Here is a 20,779-nt window from a genome sequence, read left to right on the forward strand (position 1 = left end):
AACATCTCTCATTCTACCTTTTTCTCTGATTGGTTCCGTTTAGCGCCATTTCAGCTACAATTGGCTGCGATTCAAATGGTTAAGAGGCGGTAATGCATCAGACGAAAACAGGTATCTTGTTAGCCAACTTAGGCACTCCCGATGCGCCCACGCCCGATGCGGTGAAGCGCTATCTGCGACAATTTCTCAGCGACAAGCGGGTGGTTGATACGCCCCGTCTGCTGTGGTGGCCGCTTCTGCGCGGCGTGATACTGCCCCTGCGCGCGCCGCGGGTCGCGAAACTTTATCAGTCCGTGTGGATGGAGGAAGGCTCGCCGCTGATGGTTTACAGCCGTCGACAGCAGCAGGCTCTGGCCGCGCGTCTCCCCGATACCCCGGTTGCCTTAGGCATGAGCTACGGCTCACCTGCGCTGGAAAGCGCGGTGGATGAACTGCTGGCTCAGGATGTTGACCATATCGTGGTGTTGCCGCTGTATCCGCAATACTCCTGTTCCACCGTGGCGGCAGTATGGGATGAGCTGGCGCGAATCCTGGCTAAAAAACGGGCCATCCCCGGGATCTCTTTTATTCGTGATTATGCCGATGATGCCAGCTATATCGATGCGCTGGCCGCCAGCGTTCGCGCATCGTTTGCCGTGCACGGCGAACCGGATGTGCTGCTGCTTTCTTATCACGGCATACCGCAACGCTTTGCCCACGAAGGCGATGATTACCCGCAGCGCTGCCGCGATACCACCCGCGAACTGGTCTCTGCGCTGGGACTTTCGCCGGATCGCGCCATGATGACCTTCCAGTCGCGCTTTGGCCGCGAGCCGTGGCTGACGCCTTACACCGACGAAACATTGAAAATGTTGGGCGAGAAGGGGGTGAAGCATATTCAGGTCATCTGCCCGGGCTTTGCGGCAGATTGTCTGGAAACGCTGGAGGAGATTGCGGTGCAGAACCGGGAAGTCTTCCTCGAAGCCGGCGGGCAGAAATATGAATATATCCCGGCGCTTAATGCGGACAGGGCGCATATCGAAATGATGGTGAACCTGACGGCGCCGTATCGCTAATCGCGTGTGGCAGGGGGAATATGCTATTATTCCCCGCTTGTTCACTGCCATTAAATCGCCACTATGAAATTTCCCGGTAAACGCAAATCCAAACACTACTTTCCCGTTAATGCCCGCGATCCGCTGCTGCAGCAAACGCAGCCGGAAAATGAAGCCAACGTCGCGTGGGTGGTCGGTATCGATCAAACGCTGGTTGATATCGAAGCCAAAGTAGATGAGGCGTTTATCGTGCGCTACGGCCTCAGCGCCGGCCATTCGCTGGTCATCGAAGATGATGTCGCCGAAACGCTCTACCAGGAGCTGGTACGGAATCATTTAATTACCCACCAGTTTGCCGGCGGAACGATCGGCAATACCATGCACAATTATTCGGTGCTGGCAGATGACCGCTCGGTATTGCTGGGGGTCATGTGCAGCAATATCGAAATCGGCGGCTACGCCTATCGCTATCTGTGCAACACCTCCAGCCGGACTGACCTGAACTATCTGCAAGGAGTGGACGGAGCCATCGGTCGCTGCTTTACCCTGATTAGCGACGCGGGCGAACGAACCTTTGCCATCAGTCCGGGCCACATGAATAAGCTGCGTCCGGAAAGCATTCCGGAAGAGGTGATTGCCGGCGCCTCTGCGCTGGTGCTGACCTCGTATCTGGTGCGCTGCAAACCCGGCGAGCCGATGCCGGATGCGACGATGAAAGCCATCGAGTATGCCAAAAAGCATGATGTGCCGGTGGTGCTGACGCTGGGAACGAAGTATGTCATTGCCGATAACCCGGAATGGTGGCAGCAGTTCCTCAAGGAGAACGTCTCTATTCTGGCGATGAATGAAGAAGAAGCCGAAGCGCTGACCGGGCTGTCCGATCCGCTGCTGGCTTCGGATAAGGCGCTGGAGTGGGTGGACCTGGTACTGTGTACCGCCGGACCTGCGGGGCTGTATATGGCCAGCTTTACGGAAGACGAAGCCAAACGTAAAACTCAGCATCCGCTGCTGCCGGGGGCGATTGCCGAATTCAACCAGTATGAGTTTAGCCGCGCAATGCGTCATCAGGATTGCGTGAACCCCTTACGGATTTACTCGCATATTGCGCCGTACATGGGTGGGCCTGAGAAAATCATGAATACCAACGGTGCCGGTGACGGGGCGCTGGCGGCGCTGCTGCATGATATCACCGCCAATAACTACCACCGCAATAACGTTCCGAACTCCAGCAAACACAAGTGCAAGTGGCTGACCTACTCGTCACTGGCGCAGGTGTGCAAATATGCCAACCGCGTCAGCTATCAGGTATTGAACCAGCACTCCCCGCGTTTAACCCGCGGCCTGCCGGAGCGAGAAGATAGTCTGGAAGAGGCATACTGGGAGCGTTAAGCCCGTTTCTCCTCTTGCGCTGCGGGGGGAGAACGCAACAGTAGCAAAGGCTGGCTGAGCGCCTCTCGCTTGTCCGGGAGGCGCCATGGTAGGGGATTATCCGGTAACGACTTCACCCGCCGGCGGCGTCTCCAGCAGGAGCAACATAGCGCGTGCGATTTCTCGCTCGCCCATCACCACCTGATTCGCGCCGCGTTCGGTAATGTAATCCACTTCATCGTCATAATGCGCCCGGGCGATAATCTCGATATTCGGGCATTTCTCGCGGGCGGCAGCGACGATTTCCCCAGCCTCATAGCCGTTAGGAATGGTCAGCAGCAGCCAGCGGGCGCAGTCCAGATGCGCCAGATTCATGATCTCTTCATTCGCCGCATTGCCCAGCACCGCGCGAATACCGCGCGCGCGCAGCTCATCGACGCGGGTACGCGACGTCTCAATAACCACCAGCGGAATACCCTGGGCCATCAGCTTTTCGCCCAGCAGGCTGCCGACGCGGCCAAAGCCCACCAGCAGCGCGTGGTTGCAAATATCGACCGGAATCTGCTTCTCTTCTTCGAGCACTTCTTCGAAGGTCTGTTCATCCAGCGTTTCGGTTTTATCGAGGTATTTTTCCAGCACTGCGAAGAGCACCGGGTTAAGCATGATAGAGATAATCGCCCCGGCCAGTACCAGATTTTGTCCGGCCTGCGGCAGCAGATTCAGCGCCATGCCAAGCCCGGCAAGAATAAAGGCGAACTCACCGATTTGCGCGAGGCTGGCGGCGATGGTCAGCGCGGTGCGCGGCGAGTGGCCGAACATCCGCACGAGGAAAAAGGCGACCACCGACTTGCCGAAGATAATGATCGCCAGCGTAGCCAGCACCGCCAGCGGTTGCTCCAGCAGGATCATCGGATCAAACAGCATTCCCACGGAGACAAAGAACAGCACCGCGAACGCATCGCGCAGCGGCAGCGTGTCGTGCGCGGCGCGGTGGCTGAGTTCGGATTCGTTCAGTACCATTCCGGCGAAAAATGCGCCAAGCGCAAAGGAGACGTCAAACAGCTCAACCGCACCGAAGGCGATCCCGAGAGCGAGGGCCAGAACCGACAGGGTAAACAGTTCGCGGGAGCCGGTTGCGGCGCTGCGGGACATAATCCACGGTACCAGACGACGACCCACCAGCATCATAATGGCGATAAAGGCGATCACTTTGCCGATGGTGATCCCCATATCGACGGCCAGCGACGCCAGGCCAACATCGCCTTTCTCCGCCATACCGGCGACGGCCGGCAGCAGAACCAGCGTCAGAACCATCACTAAATCTTCGACGATGAGCCAGCCGATGGCAATCTGCCCTCGCTGGCTATCAATAAGCTGCCGTTCCTCCAACGCGCGCAGCAGCACCACGGTACTGGCGGTAGAGAGACACAGGCCAAATACGATGCCGGTCATCAGCGACCAGCCCAACACGGCAGAAAGCGCCATACCCAGCAGCGTTGCCACGGCTATCTGGGCAATCGCGCCGGGAATGGCGATCGACTTTACCGCCATCAAATCCTTTAAGGAGAAGTGCAGCCCGACGCCAAACATCAGCAATATGACGCCCAGCTCAGCCAGCTCCGGCGCCAGTTTGGTATCGGCAACGAAGCCAGGGGTAAAGGGGCCGGATAACACGCCTGCTAATAGATAGCCCACCAGTGGCGAAATGCGCAGCTTATTGGCAATCATGCCGAAGATAAAAGCGAGTACGAGCCCACCGACAATGGTGGTGATAAGCGGTGTTGCGTGGTGCATTCCGTCTCCTTGTATGTGGTGAGCCAATCCATTTTCAGTATTAAACACGCCATCCTTCAGGCTGCTTCTGCGTTAGCTTCGCGCATTCACCGAATCATCCCTGCTCCAGGCAGTCACTCGCGCTACTTTGCGGCAACCCGGAGGAGGCTGTGTCTAAACCTAAAAAACCGAGTAATAGTTTATGACAGTTTTTGCTGTTTTGTTTATGAATAATTGTTGAATTATGCAGAAAAATGGAATTAACCCGCAAAAAGGCACAGATCGGAAAACTACGGCAGCTAATGAGCGGGAGTGCTGTCAGCATAAGGGATTACGGCGGCCAAAGTTTCACTTTAGCCGCCAGATAATCAGGGTTTTTGGCGGTTGTCAGGAAGGAATATCGTCAATATGCCGAGAAGTGGCAGGAAAGCACAGATTTTATAAACCAGCTCGATACTGGTGTGGTCCGCTAACAGCCCCAGAACGGCGGCTCCGAGGCCACCCATACCAAATGCGAAGCCGAAAAACAGACCGGAAACCATGCCGATACGCCCCGGTAACAGCTCCTGGGCGTAGACCAGGATAGCCGAAAATGCCGATGCGAGGATAAATCCAATAATCATGGTCAAAATTCCCGTCCACTCCAGCGTCGCGTAGGGTAAAACAAGGGTAAAGGGAGCCACGCCGAGGATCGAGCCCCAAATTACATATTTACGCCCAATTTTATCGCCAACTGGCCCGCCAATCACCGTTCCTGCGGCAACGGCAAACAGGAAAATAAACAGATGAACCTGCGCATTCTGGATCGATAATCCGAATTTATGCATCAAATAAAAGGTGTAATAGCTGCTGATGCTCGCCATATAGAAATATTTCGAGAAAATCAGCATCAACAGGATGCCGACCGCAAGAATAACTTTGTTTTTCGGCAGCGGACTGGCGACGACGGCCTTCGGTTTACCTTTATTCATTCGATGCTGTGCGGCATACCAGCGGCTGATTTGCGACAGCACGACGATGGCCAACAGCGCGGCCAGGACGAACCATGCGACGTTACCTTTGCCATATGGCGCGATAATTACCGCCGCCAGCAGCGGGCCCAGAGAACTGCCAAAGTTACCGCCAACCTGGAATAGCGACTGCGCCAGTCCGTGACGGCCGCCGGAGGCCATCCGCGCCACGCGCGACGATTCCGGATGGAATACCGAAGAACCGGTACCCACCAGCGCGGCGGCAAGCAGGACCGTGCCAAAGCTCCCCGCCAGCGCCAGTAAAACCAGGCCGCAGAGCGTAAAACACATGCCGATCGGCAGCGACCATGGCATCGAGTGTTTATCGGTCCAGTAGCCGACCACCGGCTGAAGCAGCGAGGAGGCCAGCTGGAAGGTCAGCGTGATCATCCCGATTTGCACGAAGGTCAGGGAGAACTCCGACTGAAGCAGCGGGTAAATCGCCAGAATCAGCGACTGGATCATATCGTTCAGTAAATGGGAAAGGCTGATTGCGCCCAGAATACCAAACGAGGTGCGTGCTTTTTGCGGCGCAGCAGCGGGGCCGGATAAGGGTTGAACGGTCTGATTCGTCGCCATAGGTTCACTTTGAGCGTGTTATTGTGGATGCAGGTGGAATTATTATCTGACTAACATACCTGCCACTAAGGTTTGAAGGAAGTCTCAATTCGGAAAACATATTTGTCTGTCGACGTAACTCGCTATACTTTCGGCACTTGTTTATTAAGTCAGGGAGAGAAATATGCATTTTTTAAAACGGGCGGTGGCGCTGGGGCTATTTACCGCGCTGTCTCTGGGAAGCTTATCCGCACAGGCATATGAGCAGGATAAAACCTATAAAATCACCATCCTGCATACCAACGATCACCACGGTCACTTCTGGCGTAATGATTACGGTGAATATGGTCTGGCGGCGCAAAAGACGTTGGTCGACGGGATCCGCAAAGAGGTCGCCGCTGAGGGCGGCAGCGTTCTGCTGTTGTCCGGCGGCGATATTAATACCGGTGTGCCGGAGTCGGATTTACAGGATGCAGAGCCAGATTTTCGCGGTATGAACCTGATTGGCTATGATGCGATGGCAGTGGGCAACCACGAGTTTGATAATCCGCTCAGCGTGCTACGCCAGCAGGAAAAGTGGTCAAAGTTTCCGTTCCTCTCCGCCAATATCTACCAAAAAAGCACCGGCGAGCGTCTGTTTAAACCCTGGGCGCTGTTTAAACGCGGGGGATTAAAAATCGCGGTCATTGGCCTGACTACCGATGACACGGCGAAGATAGGTAACCCGGAATATTTCACCGACATTGAATTCCGCAAACCGGCGGACGAGGCCAAACTGGTTATCCAGGAACTGCAGCTGAATGAAAAACCGGATGTGATTCTGGCGACCACCCATATGGGCCATTATGACAACGGAAATCATGGTTCTAATGCCCCTGGCGATGTCGAAATGGCGCGCAGCCTGCCGGCAGGATCGCTGGCGATGATCGTCGGCGGTCATTCGCAGGATCCGGTCTGTATGGCCTCGGAGAATAAAAAACAGGTCGATTATGTACCGGGCACGCCGTGTGCGCCGGACAGACAGAACGGGATCTGGATCGTTCAGGCGCACGAGTGGGGGAAATATGTCGGTCGCGCGGATTTTGAGTTCCGCAACGGCGAGATGAAGCTGGTGCATTATCAGCTGATCCCGGTCAATCTGAAGAAGAAGGTGACCTATGATAACGGTCAGAGCGAACGCGTGCTCTATACGCCGCAAATCCCGGAAAACCCGCAGATGCTGTCGCTGCTGACGCCATTCCAGAATAAAGGCAAAGCGCAGCTTCAGGTCAAAATTGGCAGCGTGAATGGGCATCTTGAAGGCGATCGCAGCAAGGTACGTTTTGTGCAGACTAATATGGGACGCCTGCTGCTGGCGGCACAAATGGCGCGTAGCAATGCCGATTTTGCCGTGATGAGCGGCGGCGGTATTCGTGACTCCATCGAAGCCGGGGATATTACCTATAAAGATGTCATGAAAGTGCAGCCGTTCGGTAACGTGCTGGTGTATGTCGATATGAGCGGTAAGGAAGTGACGGAATATCTGACCGCCGTGGCGCAGATGAAACCTGACTCCGGCGCCTATCCGCAGTTCGCCAACGTCAGCTTCGTGGCGAAAGACGGCAAGCTGAACGATCTGAAAATCAAAGGCGAACCGGTCGATCCGACGAAGACCTACCGGATGGCGACGTTGAGCTTTAACGGGACCGGCGGTGACGGCTATCCGCATATCGACACTAAGCCGGGTTATGTGAATACCGGTTTTATCGATGCCGAAGTGCTGAAAGAGTATATCCAGAAAAACTCACCGCTGGACGCGGCCGCCTATGAGCCGAAAGGCGAGGTGAGCTGGCAGTAACGCGTGAGGATGAGCCCGGTGGCGCTGCGCTGACCGGGCTACGGGTTCGCCACGATCTGGTGGATGAGTAGCCTGGTCAGGCGCGACGCGCCGCCTTCGGGATAGTTCCGGTTTACAAGTCCCTGTGCGCCGAGGCGCAATTAATCGCGGCGAGCGATATCGGCGAATTTGGCGTCGAGAATCTTCGCTAAATCGCTGGCCGCCAGTTCGATATCCAGCCCGCGCTTGCCGCCAGAAATATAAATGGCGTTAAACGCCTGGGCCGGGGCATCAATCAGCGTCGGTAGCCGTTTCTTCTGCCCGAGCGGGCTGATGCCGCCGACCAGATAGCCCGTCGTACGCTGGGCGACCATGGGATCTGCCATGTCCACCTTCTTCGCGCCCAGGGCTTTGGCCACTTTTTTCAAATCCAGCTGCCCGGCCACCGGCGTCACCGCCACGGCCAGATGTTTCATATCGCCGTTGACCGCGACCAGCAGCGTCTTATAAACCTGGTCTGCGTTCAGCCCCAGTTTGCGCACCACTTCGTCGCCGAAGTTGGTTTCATTGGGGTCGTGATCGTAGCTGTGGATCTTAAAAGCAATTTTGTTTTTTTCGAGTAACTTAACGGCGGGAGTCATACTTATCCTTCTTACCAACCGATCTCACGTGCTGTCAGCATACGCCTGTTGAATGTGTAAAAAATAGTACCATCTTGCGCAATAGTATTGGCAGTGATGGTCACTTTGAGCGACAATCGAACGATCCGGAATGCAAATTCCGGGATAATAATAATGATGAAATTCCTCTTTGACGGGCCAATAGAAATATTGGCCATTTTTTTTTACGTCAGCATATCGGGCAGATTCCCTTCACCATATAAATGCAGCGCACCGACGGCGACAACATAGCGCCCCGGCGGCAGCGCCAGCAGCGTCTCGCGCCACGCCTGATTGCGCTGATGCATCAACACATCGTACAGCGACTGGCTAAAGGTTGTCGGCAGCGTGGTGACGCCTTTGGCGGGCGGCTGCTCCAGCCACCAGCCGATCATCACCTGCAAAAGACGGGCGTTTGTGCGCCAGTGGGTCAACGTATCCTCCAGCAGCGCCAGCCCGCCGTCCGGCAGATTGCGCAGCAGCGCTATCTGGCTGTCGGTGCCTTCCAGCTCCATTACCCGCACGTTGCTCTCGCGCGCCGCCATCAGCAGCTGGTAGTCAATACCGTAATCCGCACGCAGACCCAGCTTCTGGGCCTGCGTCGCCTGTAACACCATGGCGACCTGCCAGAGCGGCTGACTGTCAAACAACGCCGTCGACAGCCCGAGTTCCGCGGCCCGGCTCTCCAGCTCGACGAGCTGCTGCGGGTTTAAACGCTCGGCCAGCGGCGGACAGGGGGGGAGGTCTGCAAAGGGCGTTTCGTTCCCGGTGATATCCGCCTCAACGATGAGGGCGTCGGCCTGACGAATTTTTTTCAGCAGCCTGGCGGGAGGAGGGGACATGTCGCGGGTGCCCATATGAATACTGCCGACCAGATGCAAATAGCGCTCTCCGGGAAGGGTAATATCCAATGCGGGCCAGGAATAAGACGCGCCGACGGCGGCACGCCACAGCATTTTTATTCGGTTTAACAGGCCCATACGCGCTCCGTAGTGTGAAGCCTTCATGCTAGCGCGTATGGGTCATAACATCTAGTCTTTCGGTTTAAAGCGCAGCAGCCGGTTTGCGTTGCTGACCACGGTAATGGAAGAGAGCGCCATTGCGGCCCCGGCTACCACCGGGTTAAGCAACGTTCCGGTCAGCGGCCATAAGATCCCGGCGGCGATGGGGATCCCCAGCGAGTTGTACACAAAGGCCCCCAGCAGGTTCTGTTTCATGTTGCGCAGCGTGGCTTTTGAAATTGCCAGCGCATCCGCCACGCCGTTCAGACTATGACGCATCAGGGTGATGGCTGCCGTCTCAATGGCTACATCGTTCCCACCGCCCATCGCAATCCCGACGTCGGCCTGGGCCAGCGCCGGCGCGTCGTTGATGCCGTCACCGACCATCGCCACCTGATGCCCCTGGCTTTGCAGGCGCTTGATAGCGTCAGCTTTACCGTCCGGCAGCACGCCGGCGATCACTTCGTCGATGCCTGCTTCTTTGGCAATCGCGTTGGCGGTCGTGGGGTTATCCCCGGTCAGCATCACCAGACGATAACCCTGGCGGTGCAGGCGAGCCAGCGCCGCGACGCTATCGCTACGCAGCGGGTCGCGAATAGCGAACAGTGCCGCGACCTGGCCATCGATCGCCAGCAGCACCGGCGTTGTCCCTTGTGATGCCTGGGCGGCGATCTCGTTTTCGACGGCGGCGGTGGCAATCTTTTGCTCATTGAGCAGCGCCTGGTTACCGAGCAGCAGAGTATGGCCTTCGGCCTCGCCGCTGACGCCGAGCCCGCGCAGGGTGCGGAAGTTGTTGACTACCGGCAGCTGGCTATCGGCGGCTTTCTCGATGATCGCCCGCGCCAGCGGGTGACTGGAGCCTTGCTCCAGTGCCGCCGCAAGACGTAGCGCGGTGGACTCATCAACATCGGCAAAGGTTTTTACCGCCACAACCTGCGGTTTACCTTCGGTCAGGGTGCCCGTTTTATCAAAGACGATGGTATCGAGCTGGCTGGCGCGCTGCAGCGCATCCGCATCGCGAACCAGCACGCCATATTCCGCCGCGCGACCCACGCCGGAGATAATCGACATCGGCGTCGCCAGACCCAGCGCACAGGGACAGGCGATAATCAGCACCGTGGTGGCGATCACCAGGGTATAGACAATTTGCGGCGCCGGCCCGAAGAAGTACCAGATTGCCGCACTGAACAGGGCGATAACCACCACGGCCGGCACGAATACGGCGGAGATTTTATCCGCCAGCTGGCCGATTTCCGGTTTGCTGCTTTGCGCCTGGCGCACCATGCGGATGATACGAGCAAGCGTCGTCTGGCTGCCGACGGCGCTGGCGGTAAACAGAACGCTGCCGTCCTGGACCACGGTGCCGGCATGCAGCGTGTCGCCATCCGTTTTTTGTTGGGGAATAGGTTCGCCGGTCAGCATCGCCTCATCCAGCCAGGCTTCGCCCTGGCTTATAACGCCGTCAACCGGAACCCGGTCGCCGGTAGTCAGGCGCAGGGTCATCCCCGGCTGAACGTCGGCCAGCGGCACGCTTTTTTCCCCCTCTTCGCTGACCACTCGCGCCGAGGGCGGCGTCAGATCGAGCAGTTTTTCCAGCGCTTTTGAGGAGCGCTGACGGGCGCGGGCTTCCAGCATATGGCCGAGGTTAATTAAGCCGATAATCATTGCGCTGGCTTCATAGTAGAGATGGCGAGCTTCCATCGGGAACCACTGCGGCCACAGGTTGACGCTCATGGAATAGAGCCATGCTACGCCGGTTCCCAGCGCCACCAGCGTATCCATGGTGGCGGTACCGTTTTTCAGGCTTTTCCATGCGCTGCGATAGAAATGGCCGCCGGCGAAGACCATCACCGCGAGGGTGACAAGCCCGATAACCAGCCACAGGGAACGGTTATCATCGCTGACCATCATATTGTCACCGATCATTCCCCAGACCATGACCGGCACCCCCACCAGCAGGGCAACAATCGCCTGCCAGCGGAAGCGTTTCATGGTGGCGATAGCGGTTTCCTGCTGGCGTTCGCGGCGTTGCAGATCATCTTCGATCGCTTCGGCACCGTAGCCTGCCTTCTCCACCGCCTGAACTAATTCTGCGGCGGACGCGCTGCCCATAACCAGCGCAGTGCGTTCCGCGAGATTTACCCGTGCCTGCGTGACGCCCGGTACGCTTTGCAGCGCGTTTTGTACCCGGGAAACACAGCTGGCGCAGCTCATGCCGCTTAACAGCAGCTGTTGGCTTTCATCATCAGCCGTCGCTGCCGGAAGCTCAGAAGAGACCGCTGTCAGCGCTTCCGACGGGATTGATGACTCCGCCAGCGGTTTAGCCTTTGGGTGGCTTAACTCTGCGCCGTAACCGGCCTGCTTGATCGTTTCGATAAGCGCTTCTGCACTGGCGCTACCGGTCACGTGTGCTTCGGTGACGGTGACTTCAGCCAGCTCAACGTCCGGGCGCTGTTCGAGGCTTTCTTTTACGCGTTTGACGCAGTGACCGCAGGACAAACCGTCCAGGGCCAGGTCGATGGTTTGAGACATAACACACTCCTTTATGACAGGGATGACTGACTGTGATAAAGGTTAAACCTTCCAGCAAGGGGAAGGTCAAGGTGTTTATTTGCGACGGCGTGTTTAGTGTTCCAGCGCAATCGCGCAGACATGTTCCAGAGAGGAAAGGCTGCTGTACAGTTCGGGTAGGGTCATTTTTTTTCTCACCACCATCTTGAGGTTGACCTCTATTTTTCCCTTTTTTAAATCACGAATGGTGATGGTTTCGATAATATTTTTTTGCTGCGTAATACTCGCTATTAGCGTTTCTAAGCCGGATTTTTCATCAAGAATAATGCGGATTTTTACTTTACCGGGTGACTGATTTTTAGTTTGTAAAAAAATGACGCAATAGCTGAGCTTGATCGCCAGCAGAAATAATCCGGTGGCGAGAAGAGCATGCAGATAAAAACCGGCGCCGCTGGTAATGCCTACCCCTGCGGAAGCCCATACGATTGCCGCTGTCGTCAGCCCGGAAATCGCATCGTCATGGCGGTGGAGGATCACGCCCGCACCGAGAAACCCGACGCCGCTGATGATCTGCGCCGCCAGGCGCATCGGATCGCTGCGGATATTGGCGGAGATCTCAGCGTAATACTCCGCTGACTGGATCGAGACAATCGTCAGGACGCAGCTGGCTACGGAAATAATCACGCAGGTTTTAAAGCCAACCGGTTTACCTTTTGATTCTCTCTCCAGACCGATGATGCCGCCGAGAATAAAAGCCACGCCAATTTTGCATAGCGTAATGAAAACAGATTCTCCCTCGCCAGATAAAATGACCGCCAACGTATTCATTTTTCCTCCGCAAAACCCTGCCCGCGAAGGCATGGTATTCCTCTTGCTAGTGCCGGAATGTTAGGCGCGGTAACGGTGAATATAGTGTTCGAGCAGCGCCAGAAGATGGGTGTTATCGATACTTTCGAGGATGCGTACTGTCGCGCCTTGCGGCTCGGGAACCCCTACGTCCAGGCGCAGGCCGTCGCGGCCGTAGCGGCAGGTCATACCGCGAGTGATGCCTTCCAGAGAGACGTCGAGGTAATCTTCTGTCGTCGTCGCCATCGTCGGATCGAGCAACCAGGCAACGGTTACAACATCATGGATCCAGCATCCGGGCAGGTTGCGAGTCTGCATCGAGTAGGCGATCCACGGGCGAACAGTCTGGGCCAGGTAACGGCTAAGCCCGTTTTTTACCGAAGTCAGACGATCCAGATCGCGATGAAGCATTTGCGTTTTCGTGGTGACATCCATCGGCACCAGCGTGACAGGCGCGCCGCTGGTGAGTACGGCGTGTGCCGCTTCAGGATCCAAACCAAAATTGGTGTCTTTGATATAGCCGGCAACGTTGAACACCCCGCCCATGATCACGATGTTTTTAACCGTATGAACGATTTCGGGATAGAGTTGCAGCGCTATCGCCACGTTGGTGAGTGGCCCGGTGGCAATCAGCGTTATCTCGCCGGGATGGCTGCAGATCATCTCACCGATGGCCTGCGGTGCCAAAGGCTGCGCGGCCTGACACGTTGGCGGCGCAGGGACGTCCGACCATAGCTGACGTAAGCCAGCGCGATCGACGCCACGATCGAGTTTTTCGCGCCAGGGCTGCGGGTCTTCTCTGAGGGCGCGGGCGGCGCCGCGGTAGACCGGAACGGGGATATCCAACTGTCGGACGAGGGCTTTGGCGACGGCATAGCCGGTTTCTACCGGCGTATTGCCTGCCACGGTGGCGATCATTTCCAGGGTGATTTGCGGGGCGGCAATCGCCAGCGCCAGCGCCAGGCCGTCATCGATATTGGCGCCCGGAACGCCGTTCCCCGGGTCGCAGTCGATAATCACGCGCATGGATTCATTTTCATCTTGTCTCAGGTTGTACTTCATGTCCCTGGCAGCCACACGACTCTCCCACTCGTAAATAAAACTCAAATTCAACGCGGCGAACCTTGCCGTCCCAGTTTTTCAGCATGTCGATCGCCGCCCGGGCCATTTTGTCGACGGGCTGGCGGACGGCCGTTAAGGAAGGGACGTTGTAAGCCGATTCTTGTGTAGCGTTAAAGCAGACCAGCGCCACATCCTGGGGCACACGCAGCCCGTGCTCTGCCAATGCGCGTAAGCAGCCCAGCGCCTGCTGTTCATTGGTGGCAAACAGCGCGCGCGGCGGCTTACCCTGCAGCATACGTTTTGTCGCCTCATAGCCTCCTGCCCGTGTGTAATTGGTCGAAAAAATCCAGCCAGGGGTGACCGCAAGCGACGCTTCTTCCAGCGCTAACTGCCATCCCCGAATACGATCCTGGGTGTTGAGCATTTCACGCGGACCACAGATGATGCCGATATCGCGGTAGCCGTGATCGATAAGATGTTTCGTCACCTGCCAGGCCGCCAGCTGTTCATCCACCTGAATAACGCTGACGTTTAATCCGGCATCGACGCGATCCAACATCACGCAGGGCGTGCCGCTCTCTGCAATCAACTCAATATACGGATGCCGGTCAACGCTGGTATAAATCAGGCCGTCGACCTGGCGATTGAGCATGTTGTTGATCAGTTCACGCTCTCGTCCGCTGTTATCTCCCGCATCCCCCAGCAGGAGCACCTTACCGTCAGCAAACGCTTCGCGCTGCAGGGCGTGCGCCATGGAGGCAATAAACGGGTTTGAGATATCCGGGGCCACAAGCCCGTATGTCTGCGTGCTCCCCGAGGCCAGCGCGCGGGCGATACCATTGGGCCGGTAACCGGTTTTTTTAATCGCCTGCAGCACGCGCTGTCGGGTCGCTTCAGCAACGGGGCGAGGACCGTTATTAATAACGTAACTCACGACCGCGACAGATGTTCCCGCCTCCTTTGCGACATCGGAACGTGTTACGCGCTGTGAATGTGATTGGGTCACGGGGCACCTACCTGGTTGAGTTCAGAGCATTCTCTTTTCCGCACAGCATAAGGTGTTGTCAGCCAAAAATCTTTGGTAACGCACGCGCACTCGCCGTTCTCCGTACTCAAATCGCGTCCTCAGGTAAATTGAGATCGCGCCCGCGCGTCTCCGGAGCGAAAAAGGTGGTCACCAGACCGATGGCGGCCATCAGCGAGAAATAGACGGCGATAGGCCACCAGTGCCCGTAGAACGAGAGCAGCGCCGAGGCCACCAGCGGCGCGGTACCGCCCGACATAATCGAGCCCAGCTCTTTGGCGAAGGCCATTTTGGTATAGCGGTTAGTCACGCCAAACAGCTCAACGCCCCAGGCCGCCTGGACACCGAAAATACCCAGCGAAGCGAGCCCCATGCCGGTAATAATGGTAGGGATAACAATCCACGGCTCACGGGAGTCGAGCAGCATAAAAGCCGGAAATGCGTACAGGATCAGTAACAGGCAGAACCAACGATAGATGATGCGTCGACCGAAGCGATCGGAAAGCCAGCCCGCCAGCGGAATAATGGCGAATCCCAGAATCGAGGCGATAAACACCGCCACCGTCGGGACCGATTTATCAACCATCAGAACCTTGGCGACATAGCCAATGATAAAGCCCTGGGCGAGGTAGGAAGGGCCATTTTCGCCGATGCGTAAGCCGACCATCGTCCAGAACGCACGGGTGCGTCGCCAGAAGCTACGGGTGTCGTGTTGTTTCATTACCTGGCCGCGGCGCAGCGATTTTTCACGTTCGGCCTTGAGCAGCGCTTTTTGCCGTTCAAAGACCGGCGTTTCACGGATATGGCGGCGAATGAACAGCGCCGTCGCGGCGATGAGAATGCTGCTGAGGAAAGGGATGCGCCATCCCCAACTGAGCAACGCATCTTTGTCCATTTGTAAGACGACGAGCCACACCAGAGAGGCGAGTAAAGTGCCGCTGTTGGAGCCGAGAGCGATAATGGAAGAGACCAGCCCGCGGCGCTTCACGGGGGCGTATTCTCCGAGCATCACGGTGCCGCCTGAGAGTTCTGCTCCGGCCCCCAGCCCTTGAGAGAATCGCAGAATAACCAGGCACACCGGCGCCCATACGCCAATCTGGGCGTAGCTGGGAATTAAGCCGATTAGCATGGTTGAGAATCCCATCAGGCCGATGGTGATCACCATGACAATTTTCCGCCCGTGCCGGTCGCCTATCCAGCCAAACAACAGCGCGCCGATGGGGCGCGCAATAAAACCAACGGAATAGGCGGCAAAGCTGGAGAGAAGCGCCATGACAGGGGTAGCCTGCGGAAAAAAGACATCGCCAAAGATAATGCCGGCGGCAAGCCCGTAGAGGGCAAAATCGGCATATTCCATCGTGGTGCCTAACCAGCAGGAAAACGTCGCTCGCCAGAATTCGCGGCGCCCTTCGGGGGTTTCCATGCGCTCCTGGGCAGCCTGCTGGCCGTCAGTCAGGGGAACAGAGGATGAATGCGTGTTCATAAGAACTCCTTGAAGTAAGCTGTCGACAAAAGCCGCAGGTTTTAACGCTTCATGTTCTACTCGCGTAGATATTATATTTCTTCGGTAAATTAATAGATCTACCCGCGTAGAATTAAAAGATGAAAGAGTCAGGATTGCGAAAGCGATCACTTATAACAGGCAATTGTTACAGAAAATGATTCCCCGGACGCGCTACGCTGCAAGGAAGAGAGTTTCCTGAGGCGTCGCCGGTAGGCGATGAAGGGAAGTGGGTTATAATGATGCTCTGTAGGCGCCAATCGACGGAGGACTCGTGAATATCAGCGATGTGGCAAAAAAAACCGGCTTAACCAGTAAAGCGATTCGCTTTTATGAAGAGAAGGGACTGGTCACGCCGCCGCTGCGTAGTGAGAACGGCTATCGCAGCTACAGTCAACGACACCTGGATGAACTGACCTTACTGCGCCAGGCGCGGCAGGTCGGCTTTAATCTTGAGGAGTGCCGCGAACTGATCTTTCTGTTTAACGATCCGTCGCGGCACAGTGCGGACGTTAAGCGCAGAACGCTGGATAAAGTTGCGGATATTGAGCGCCATATCAGTGAATTGCAAAATATGCGCAGGCATCTGCTGGCGCTGGCGGAATCCTGTCCCGGCGATGACGGCGCCGATTGCCCAATTATCGACAACCTTTCCGGCTGCTGTCACCGCAAGACGCAGGCTTAGCGGCGTGGCGCGGTGGCCCGCACGCGCAGCGTAATACCTTCGACGGCCAGTACCTCTACGTGGCTGCCTGCGGCAAGGTCCTCATCGGCCACCACCGGCCACGAGCTGTCGCCGACGCGCACGTGACCATGGCCGTTGATCAGCGGGCTTTCCAGCATGAAGACGCGGCCGACCAGCTGCTTGCCGCGCTGGTTGAGCTGCGCGTCGGCCGGTTTCTGGCGCGCGACCTGTCTGCGCAGCCAGTGTGACCACAGCCAGGCGGCCAGCAAAGTCAGCGCGGCGAACAGCGTGCCCTGCCACTCCCAGCCGAAGGGCAGAGCCCAGGAGAGGAGTCCGGTGACCACGCCGGCGATGCCGCTCCACAGCAGATAGCCGTTGCCGCCCAGCATTTCAGCGGCCAGCAGTAGCCCGCCGAGGCTCAGCCAGAAAATATGCGGATGGGCGAGAATGAGCGCGATCATGATTTTTTCCGTTCGCCAGAACCTTCTTTGATAAGCTCGCTGATACCGGCGATGGAGCCCATCAGGCTGCTGGCATCGAGCGGCATCATCACCACTTTGCTGTTATTAGCGGAACCAATTTTCTGCAGCGCATCGGTGTATTTCTGGGCGACAAAGTAGTTAATCGCCTGAATATCGCCGGAGGCGATAGCGGACGAGACCATCTGCGTTGCGCGAGCTTCCGCTTCCGCAGAACGTTCGCGGGCCTCAGCCTGTAAGAATGCCGACTGGCGTTCCCCTTCCGCTTTCAGGATCTGCGACTGCTTTTCCCCTTCGGCTTTGAGAATTTCGGCCTGGCGTATCCCTTCGGCTTCAAGAATATAGGCGCGTTTGGTTCGTTCGGCTTTCATCTGGGCGTTCATCGAGGCAATAAGTTCAGCCGGCGGGCGCACGTCGCGAATTTCAACGCGGGTAATTTTGACGCCCCACGGGTTCGTTGCTTCGTCGACAATATGCAGCAGGCGGGTGTTAATGCTGTCGCGCTGAGAGAGCATTTCGTCAAGTTCCATCGAGCCAAGAACGGTACGAATGTTGGTCATCGTCAGGTTAACGATCGCCTGCTGTAAATTGCTGACCTCATAAGCCGCTTTTGGCGCATCAATGACCTGAATAAAGCACACTGCATCAATCGTCACGTTGGCGTTATCGCGTGAAATAACCTCCTGGGAGGGAATATCAAGCACCTGCTCCATCATATTAATCTTACGGCCAATGCGATCCATAAATGGTACCACCAGGCTTAAACCCGGCTGCAGCGTCATGGTGTAGCGGCCGAAACGCTCAACGGTCCACTGGAAGCCCTGGGGGACGATTTTAACGCCCGCCATAACGACAACCAGCGCGACGAAAATGAGTACGGGGATAAAGATCAGCATCAAAAAACCTCCTGTTTTATTGCCTGATGAGGCGCCAGAAAAAATGACGCAGGTTTAAATTGAGTATATCTTTCTCCTCATCCAGGCGAAAGGAAACTGGAGTAAACTAGCTGGGTTGTGGGAAAAAAGTGGAACAATAATGAAGGAAAATAACGCTATTTTGCGTCTTGAGCATGTTGGCTTTCAGGTCGACGAGACGGTCATACTTAATAATATAAACCTCCAGCTGCGGGCCGGAGAATTTAAGCTGATTACCGGGCCTTCCGGCTGCGGAAAAAGCACCTTGCTGAAAATTATCGCCTCGCTGCTGAGCCCCACCTCCGGGCAGATTTTTTTTGCCGAACGCGATATTACGACGCTGTCGCCGGAAACCTACCGCCAGCAGGTCTCCTACTGCGCGCAGACCCCGGCGCTGTTTGGTGACTCGGTCTATGACAATCTGATTTTTCCCTGGCAGATTCGCCGTCAGCAGCCGGATCCTAAAGCGCTGATTGCTGATTTACAACGCTTTGGTCTTGCGGAAAATACGCTGGAAAAATCAATCAATGAGCTTTCTGGGGGAGAAAAACAGCGGGTTTCGCTGATCCGTAATTTGCAATTTTTGCCCCAGGTATTGTTGCTCGATGAAATTACCAGCGCGCTGGACGAAAGTAATAAACACAACGTCAACGATATTATTCATCGTTATGTGACGGAAAAAAATATTGCGGTGCTGTGGGTCACCCACGATCGTAATGAAATTGCCCATGCTGATGAGGTGATTACGTTGCAGCCCGCCGGCGGCAACGCTCAGGAGGTGTCTCATGAACGGGCATAATATTACTAACGAATCACTGGCGCTTTCGATGGTGCTGGTACTGGTGGCGATTATTGTAAGCTACCGGGAAAAACTGGCGCTGGAAAAAGATATCGTCTGGAGTATCTGCCGGGCGGTGGTGCAGCTGATTATTGTCGGCTACGTCCTGAAATATATCTTCAACGTTAACCACGCGCTGCTGACGCTGCTTATGGTGCTGTTTATTTGCTTTAACGCGGCGTGGAACGCGCAAAAGCGCAGCAAATATATCGATAAGGCCTTCATCTCATCGTTTATCGCCATTACCACCGGCGCAGGGCTGACCCTGGCGGTGCTGGTCTTCTCCGGCTCCATTGCTTTTGTGCCGATGCAGGTGATTCCGATCGCCGGGATGGTGGCCGGAAACGCGATGGTGGCGGTCGGGCTGTGCTACAACAATATGGGACAGCGCTTTAACAGCGAGCAGCAGCAAATTCAGGAGAAGCTCAGTCTGGGCGCCACGCCGAAAATGGCGGCTGCCGGGCTAATTCGCGACAGTATTCGCGCGTCGCTGATCCCGACCATTGATTCGGCTAAAACGGTGGGGCTGGTGAGTTTGCCCGGCATGATGTCAGGGCTGATTTTTGCCGGGATTGATCCGGTGAAGGCCATTAAGTATCAGATAATGGTGACGTTTATGCTGCTCTCCACCGCCAGTCTGTCGACGATTATCGCCGGCTATCTGACCTACCGGAAGTTCTTTAACGCCCGCCATCAGCTGGTGGTGACGCAGTTGAAAAAGCACGCATAAACGAGATAGTTCCCCGGATGGCGGCGCGTGCGCCTTCTCCGGGCTATCTGACAGTACCGCCCTCGGCCCCGGTCAGAGCGCTGCGCGACCGGGGGATTGAGGCGGATGGATTAGTACAGCAGCGAATAGAGCTGGCGACGGTACTTCGCCGCTAAGGCATCGCCGGTACCCAGTGCGGCAAGGATCTCCTGCAACATCTTGCGGACCTGGCCATCTCCGGCGCCTAAATCCTTCTGCAAATGGCTGAACAGCAGCGCCAGCGCTTCTTCGTTACGGCCAACCTGATGCAGCTGCAGCGCGAGCTGAGCGGCCAGCGCGGCGTCTTCTGGATGCTGTTCAACCTGCTGCTGCAGCTGTTGAATTTCCGGCGTATCGGCCGCCTGTTTCAGCAGCTCAATCTGCGCGACCAGCCCCTGATAGCGGGTATCCTGATCCTGCAGCGGAACGGTTTTCAGCACCGCTTCGGCTTCGTCGGAACGCTGCAGCGCGATCAGCGTTTCCGCCAGCAGCAGGCCAATCTGGCTGTCCTGGTTCGACATCTGCCACGCGTCTTTCAGCAGCGGCAGAGCCTCAAGATATTTTTCTTCCTGCATCAGCGCCAGCGCCTGCTGAGCTTTCAGCTCCTCTTCGCGGGGCAGGACTTTATCCAGCAGCGCGCGGATGGCTGATTCCGGCTGCGGGCCTTCGAAACCGTCTACCGGCTGGCCGTTCTGGAACAGATAAACCGTCGGGATTGAGCGCAGGCCAAACTGTGAGGCAAGCATCTGCTCAGCGTCGCAGTCCACTTTCGCCAGCGTGAACTGCCCGTTGTATTGCGCAGCCAGCCCTTCCAGAACCGGCGTCAGCTGCTCGCAGTGCTGGCTGCGCGCTGACCAGAAATAAAACAGCACCGGCGCAGTAACGGATTGCTCCAGCGTCTGGTGCAGGTTAGCTTCGGTAATATTGATAACATTCTGTACTGACATGAGCG

At 56.5% G+C, this 20,779-nt stretch carries 18 protein-coding genes; 6 read left to right on the forward strand and 12 right to left on the reverse strand.

Features of this window, described 5'->3' with window-relative positions:
- Window positions 1-92 precede the first annotated feature (92 nt).
- Together hemH and ROR01S_RS15015 are read left to right on the forward strand one after the other, a co-directional pair.
- Window positions 93-1,055, forward strand: coding sequence for a ferrochelatase (gene hemH / locus ROR01S_RS15010; protein WP_015585010.1), 963 nt, complete (start codon window positions 93-95; stop codon window positions 1,053-1,055).
- Window positions 1,056-1,118: 63 nt separating this feature from the next.
- Window positions 1,119-2,423, forward strand: a complete 1,305-nt coding sequence (locus ROR01S_RS15015; RefSeq protein ID WP_004858819.1) for an inosine/guanosine kinase — start codon at window positions 1,119-1,121, stop codon at window positions 2,421-2,423.
- A 96-nt stretch (window positions 2,424-2,519) separates the two neighbouring features.
- On the opposite strand, the gene ybaL is transcribed toward ROR01S_RS15015, so the two are convergent.
- Both ybaL and ROR01S_RS15025 read right to left on the reverse strand, forming a co-directional pair.
- Window positions 2,520-4,196 (reverse strand): YbaL family putative K(+) efflux transporter, encoded by a 1,677-nt coding sequence (gene ybaL, locus ROR01S_RS15020; protein ID WP_004858820.1) that lies wholly within the window; start codon window positions 4,194-4,196, stop codon window positions 2,520-2,522.
- 347 nt (window positions 4,197-4,543) lie between these two features.
- Window positions 4,544-5,764 carry an MFS transporter gene (locus tag ROR01S_RS15025; protein ID WP_004858822.1) on the reverse strand — a complete coding sequence of 407 codons (1,221 nt, stop codon included), beginning with the start codon at window positions 5,762-5,764 and terminating at the stop codon, window positions 4,544-4,546.
- A 163-nt stretch (window positions 5,765-5,927) separates the two neighbouring features.
- On the opposite strand from ROR01S_RS15025, the gene ushA reads away from it, so the two are divergent.
- Window positions 5,928-7,580, forward strand: a complete 1,653-nt coding sequence (ushA, locus tag ROR01S_RS15030) for a bifunctional UDP-sugar hydrolase/5'-nucleotidase UshA (protein ID WP_004858825.1) — start codon at window positions 5,928-5,930, stop codon at window positions 7,578-7,580.
- 140 nt (window positions 7,581-7,720) lie between these two features.
- On the opposite strand, the gene ybaK is transcribed toward ushA, so the two are convergent.
- The 7 genes from ybaK to ROR01S_RS15070 form a co-directional block, all read right to left on the reverse strand.
- Window positions 7,721-8,200, reverse strand: coding sequence for a Cys-tRNA(Pro)/Cys-tRNA(Cys) deacylase YbaK (ybaK, locus tag ROR01S_RS15035; RefSeq protein ID WP_004858826.1), 480 nt, complete (start codon window positions 8,198-8,200; stop codon window positions 7,721-7,723).
- A gap of 203 nt (window positions 8,201-8,403) precedes the next feature.
- On the reverse strand, window positions 8,404-9,198 hold the full coding sequence (locus ROR01S_RS15045) for a TraB/GumN family protein (RefSeq protein ID WP_004858828.1): 795 nt from the start codon (window positions 9,196-9,198) through the stop codon (window positions 8,404-8,406).
- Window positions 9,199-9,249: 51 nt separating this feature from the next.
- The gene (gene copA, locus ROR01S_RS15050) at window positions 9,250-11,751 is read right to left on the reverse strand and encodes a copper-exporting P-type ATPase CopA (protein WP_064359630.1); all 2,502 of its coding nucleotides are present in this window, start codon (window positions 11,749-11,751) and stop codon (window positions 9,250-9,252) included.
- A gap of 93 nt (window positions 11,752-11,844) precedes the next feature.
- Entirely contained in the window at window positions 11,845-12,558 is a 714-nt protein-coding gene (locus ROR01S_RS15055; protein ID WP_004858832.1) for an MgtC/SapB family protein, read from the reverse strand.
- Between the two features lie 60 nt (window positions 12,559-12,618).
- On the reverse strand, window positions 12,619-13,638 hold the full coding sequence (locus tag ROR01S_RS15060; RefSeq protein WP_032716770.1) for a nucleoside hydrolase: 1,020 nt from the start codon (window positions 13,636-13,638) through the stop codon (window positions 12,619-12,621).
- Window positions 13,613-14,644 (reverse strand): LacI family DNA-binding transcriptional regulator, encoded by a 1,032-nt coding sequence (locus ROR01S_RS15065; RefSeq protein ID WP_004858836.1) that lies wholly within the window; start codon window positions 14,642-14,644, stop codon window positions 13,613-13,615. The genes ROR01S_RS15060 and ROR01S_RS15065 overlap by 26 nt, the downstream gene beginning before the upstream one ends.
- A 106-nt stretch (window positions 14,645-14,750) precedes the next feature.
- Entirely contained in the window at window positions 14,751-16,145 is a 1,395-nt protein-coding gene (locus tag ROR01S_RS15070) for an MFS transporter (protein ID WP_004858838.1), read from the reverse strand.
- 292 nt (window positions 16,146-16,437) lie between these two features.
- Between ROR01S_RS15070 and cueR the strand changes: the two genes are divergently transcribed.
- A complete protein-coding gene (cueR, locus tag ROR01S_RS15075; protein ID WP_004858840.1) occupies window positions 16,438-16,848 on the forward strand; it encodes a Cu(I)-responsive transcriptional regulator in 411 nt (136 codons plus the stop codon).
- On the opposite strand, the gene ROR01S_RS15080 is transcribed toward cueR, so the two are convergent.
- Together ROR01S_RS15080 and ROR01S_RS15085 are read right to left on the reverse strand one after the other, a co-directional pair.
- The gene (locus tag ROR01S_RS15080) at window positions 16,845-17,309 is read right to left on the reverse strand and encodes an NfeD family protein (protein WP_004858842.1); all 465 of its coding nucleotides are present in this window, start codon (window positions 17,307-17,309) and stop codon (window positions 16,845-16,847) included. The two genes, cueR and ROR01S_RS15080, sit on opposite strands and share 4 nt — an antisense overlap.
- Window positions 17,306-18,223 (reverse strand): SPFH domain-containing protein, encoded by a 918-nt coding sequence (locus ROR01S_RS15085; protein WP_004858844.1) that lies wholly within the window; start codon window positions 18,221-18,223, stop codon window positions 17,306-17,308. The genes ROR01S_RS15080 and ROR01S_RS15085 overlap by 4 nt, the downstream gene beginning before the upstream one ends.
- A gap of 139 nt (window positions 18,224-18,362) precedes the next feature.
- Here ROR01S_RS15085 and fetA point away from each other — a divergent pair, with 139 nt between their 5' ends.
- Together fetA and fetB are read left to right on the forward strand one after the other, a co-directional pair.
- Window positions 18,363-19,040 carry an iron efflux ABC transporter ATP-binding subunit FetA gene (gene fetA / locus ROR01S_RS15090; RefSeq protein ID WP_048022916.1) on the forward strand — a complete coding sequence of 226 codons (678 nt, stop codon included), beginning with the start codon at window positions 18,363-18,365 and terminating at the stop codon, window positions 19,038-19,040.
- A complete protein-coding gene (gene fetB, locus ROR01S_RS15095) occupies window positions 19,027-19,809 on the forward strand; it encodes an iron efflux ABC transporter permease subunit FetB (protein ID WP_044346325.1) in 783 nt (260 codons plus the stop codon). Before fetA ends, fetB begins: the two co-directional genes overlap by 14 nt.
- Window positions 19,810-19,919: 110 nt before the next feature.
- Here fetB and ROR01S_RS15100 read toward each other — a convergent pair whose 3' ends face one another.
- Window positions 19,920-20,774: a co-chaperone YbbN gene (locus ROR01S_RS15100; RefSeq protein ID WP_004858849.1), complete on the reverse strand. Its 855-nt coding sequence runs from the start codon at window positions 20,772-20,774 to the stop codon at window positions 19,920-19,922.
- Between the last annotated feature and the right edge of the window lie 5 nt (window positions 20,775-20,779).

It is taken from the genome of Klebsiella ornithinolytica NBRC 105727 = ATCC 31898, from assembly GCF_001598295.1.
Lineage (GTDB): Bacteria > Pseudomonadota > Gammaproteobacteria > Enterobacterales > Enterobacteriaceae > Klebsiella > Klebsiella ornithinolytica.

What these genes read in the sequence shown, in the direction of transcription:
- hemH (WP_015585010.1), top strand. Translation starts at nt 93, where the DNA reads ATGCATCAGACGAAAACAGGTATCTTGTTAGCCAACTTAGGCACTCCC.
- ROR01S_RS15015 (WP_004858819.1), top strand. Translation starts at nt 1,119, where the DNA reads ATGAAATTTCCCGGTAAACGCAAATCCAAACACTACTTTCCCGTTAAT.
- ybaL (WP_004858820.1), bottom strand. Translation starts at nt 4,196, where the DNA reads ATGCACCACGCAACACCGCTTATCACCACCATTGTCGGTGGGCTCGTA.
- ROR01S_RS15025 (WP_004858822.1), bottom strand. Translation starts at nt 5,764, where the DNA reads ATGGCGACGAATCAGACCGTTCAACCCTTATCCGGCCCCGCTGCTGCG.
- ushA (WP_004858825.1), top strand. Translation starts at nt 5,928, where the DNA reads ATGCATTTTTTAAAACGGGCGGTGGCGCTGGGGCTATTTACCGCGCTG.
- ybaK (WP_004858826.1), bottom strand. Translation starts at nt 8,200, where the DNA reads ATGACTCCCGCCGTTAAGTTACTCGAAAAAAACAAAATTGCTTTTAAG.
- ROR01S_RS15045 (WP_004858828.1), bottom strand. Translation starts at nt 9,198, where the DNA reads ATGGGCCTGTTAAACCGAATAAAAATGCTGTGGCGTGCCGCCGTCGGC.
- copA (WP_064359630.1), bottom strand. Translation starts at nt 11,751, where the DNA reads ATGTCTCAAACCATCGACCTGGCCCTGGACGGTTTGTCCTGCGGTCAC.
- ROR01S_RS15055 (WP_004858832.1), bottom strand. Translation starts at nt 12,558, where the DNA reads ATGAATACGTTGGCGGTCATTTTATCTGGCGAGGGAGAATCTGTTTTC.
- ROR01S_RS15060 (WP_032716770.1), bottom strand. Translation starts at nt 13,638, where the DNA reads ATGAAGTACAACCTGAGACAAGATGAAAATGAATCCATGCGCGTGATT.
- ROR01S_RS15070 (WP_004858838.1), bottom strand. Translation starts at nt 16,145, where the DNA reads ATGAACACGCATTCATCCTCTGTTCCCCTGACTGACGGCCAGCAGGCT.
- ROR01S_RS15080 (WP_004858842.1), bottom strand. Translation starts at nt 17,309, where the DNA reads ATGATCGCGCTCATTCTCGCCCATCCGCATATTTTCTGGCTGAGCCTC.
- ROR01S_RS15085 (WP_004858844.1), bottom strand. Translation starts at nt 18,223, where the DNA reads ATGCTGATCTTTATCCCCGTACTCATTTTCGTCGCGCTGGTTGTCGTT.
- fetA (WP_048022916.1), top strand. Translation starts at nt 18,363, where the DNA reads ATGAAGGAAAATAACGCTATTTTGCGTCTTGAGCATGTTGGCTTTCAG.
- fetB (WP_044346325.1), top strand. Translation starts at nt 19,027, where the DNA reads ATGAACGGGCATAATATTACTAACGAATCACTGGCGCTTTCGATGGTG.
- ROR01S_RS15100 (WP_004858849.1), bottom strand. Translation starts at nt 20,774, where the DNA reads ATGTCAGTACAGAATGTTATCAATATTACCGAAGCTAACCTGCACCAG.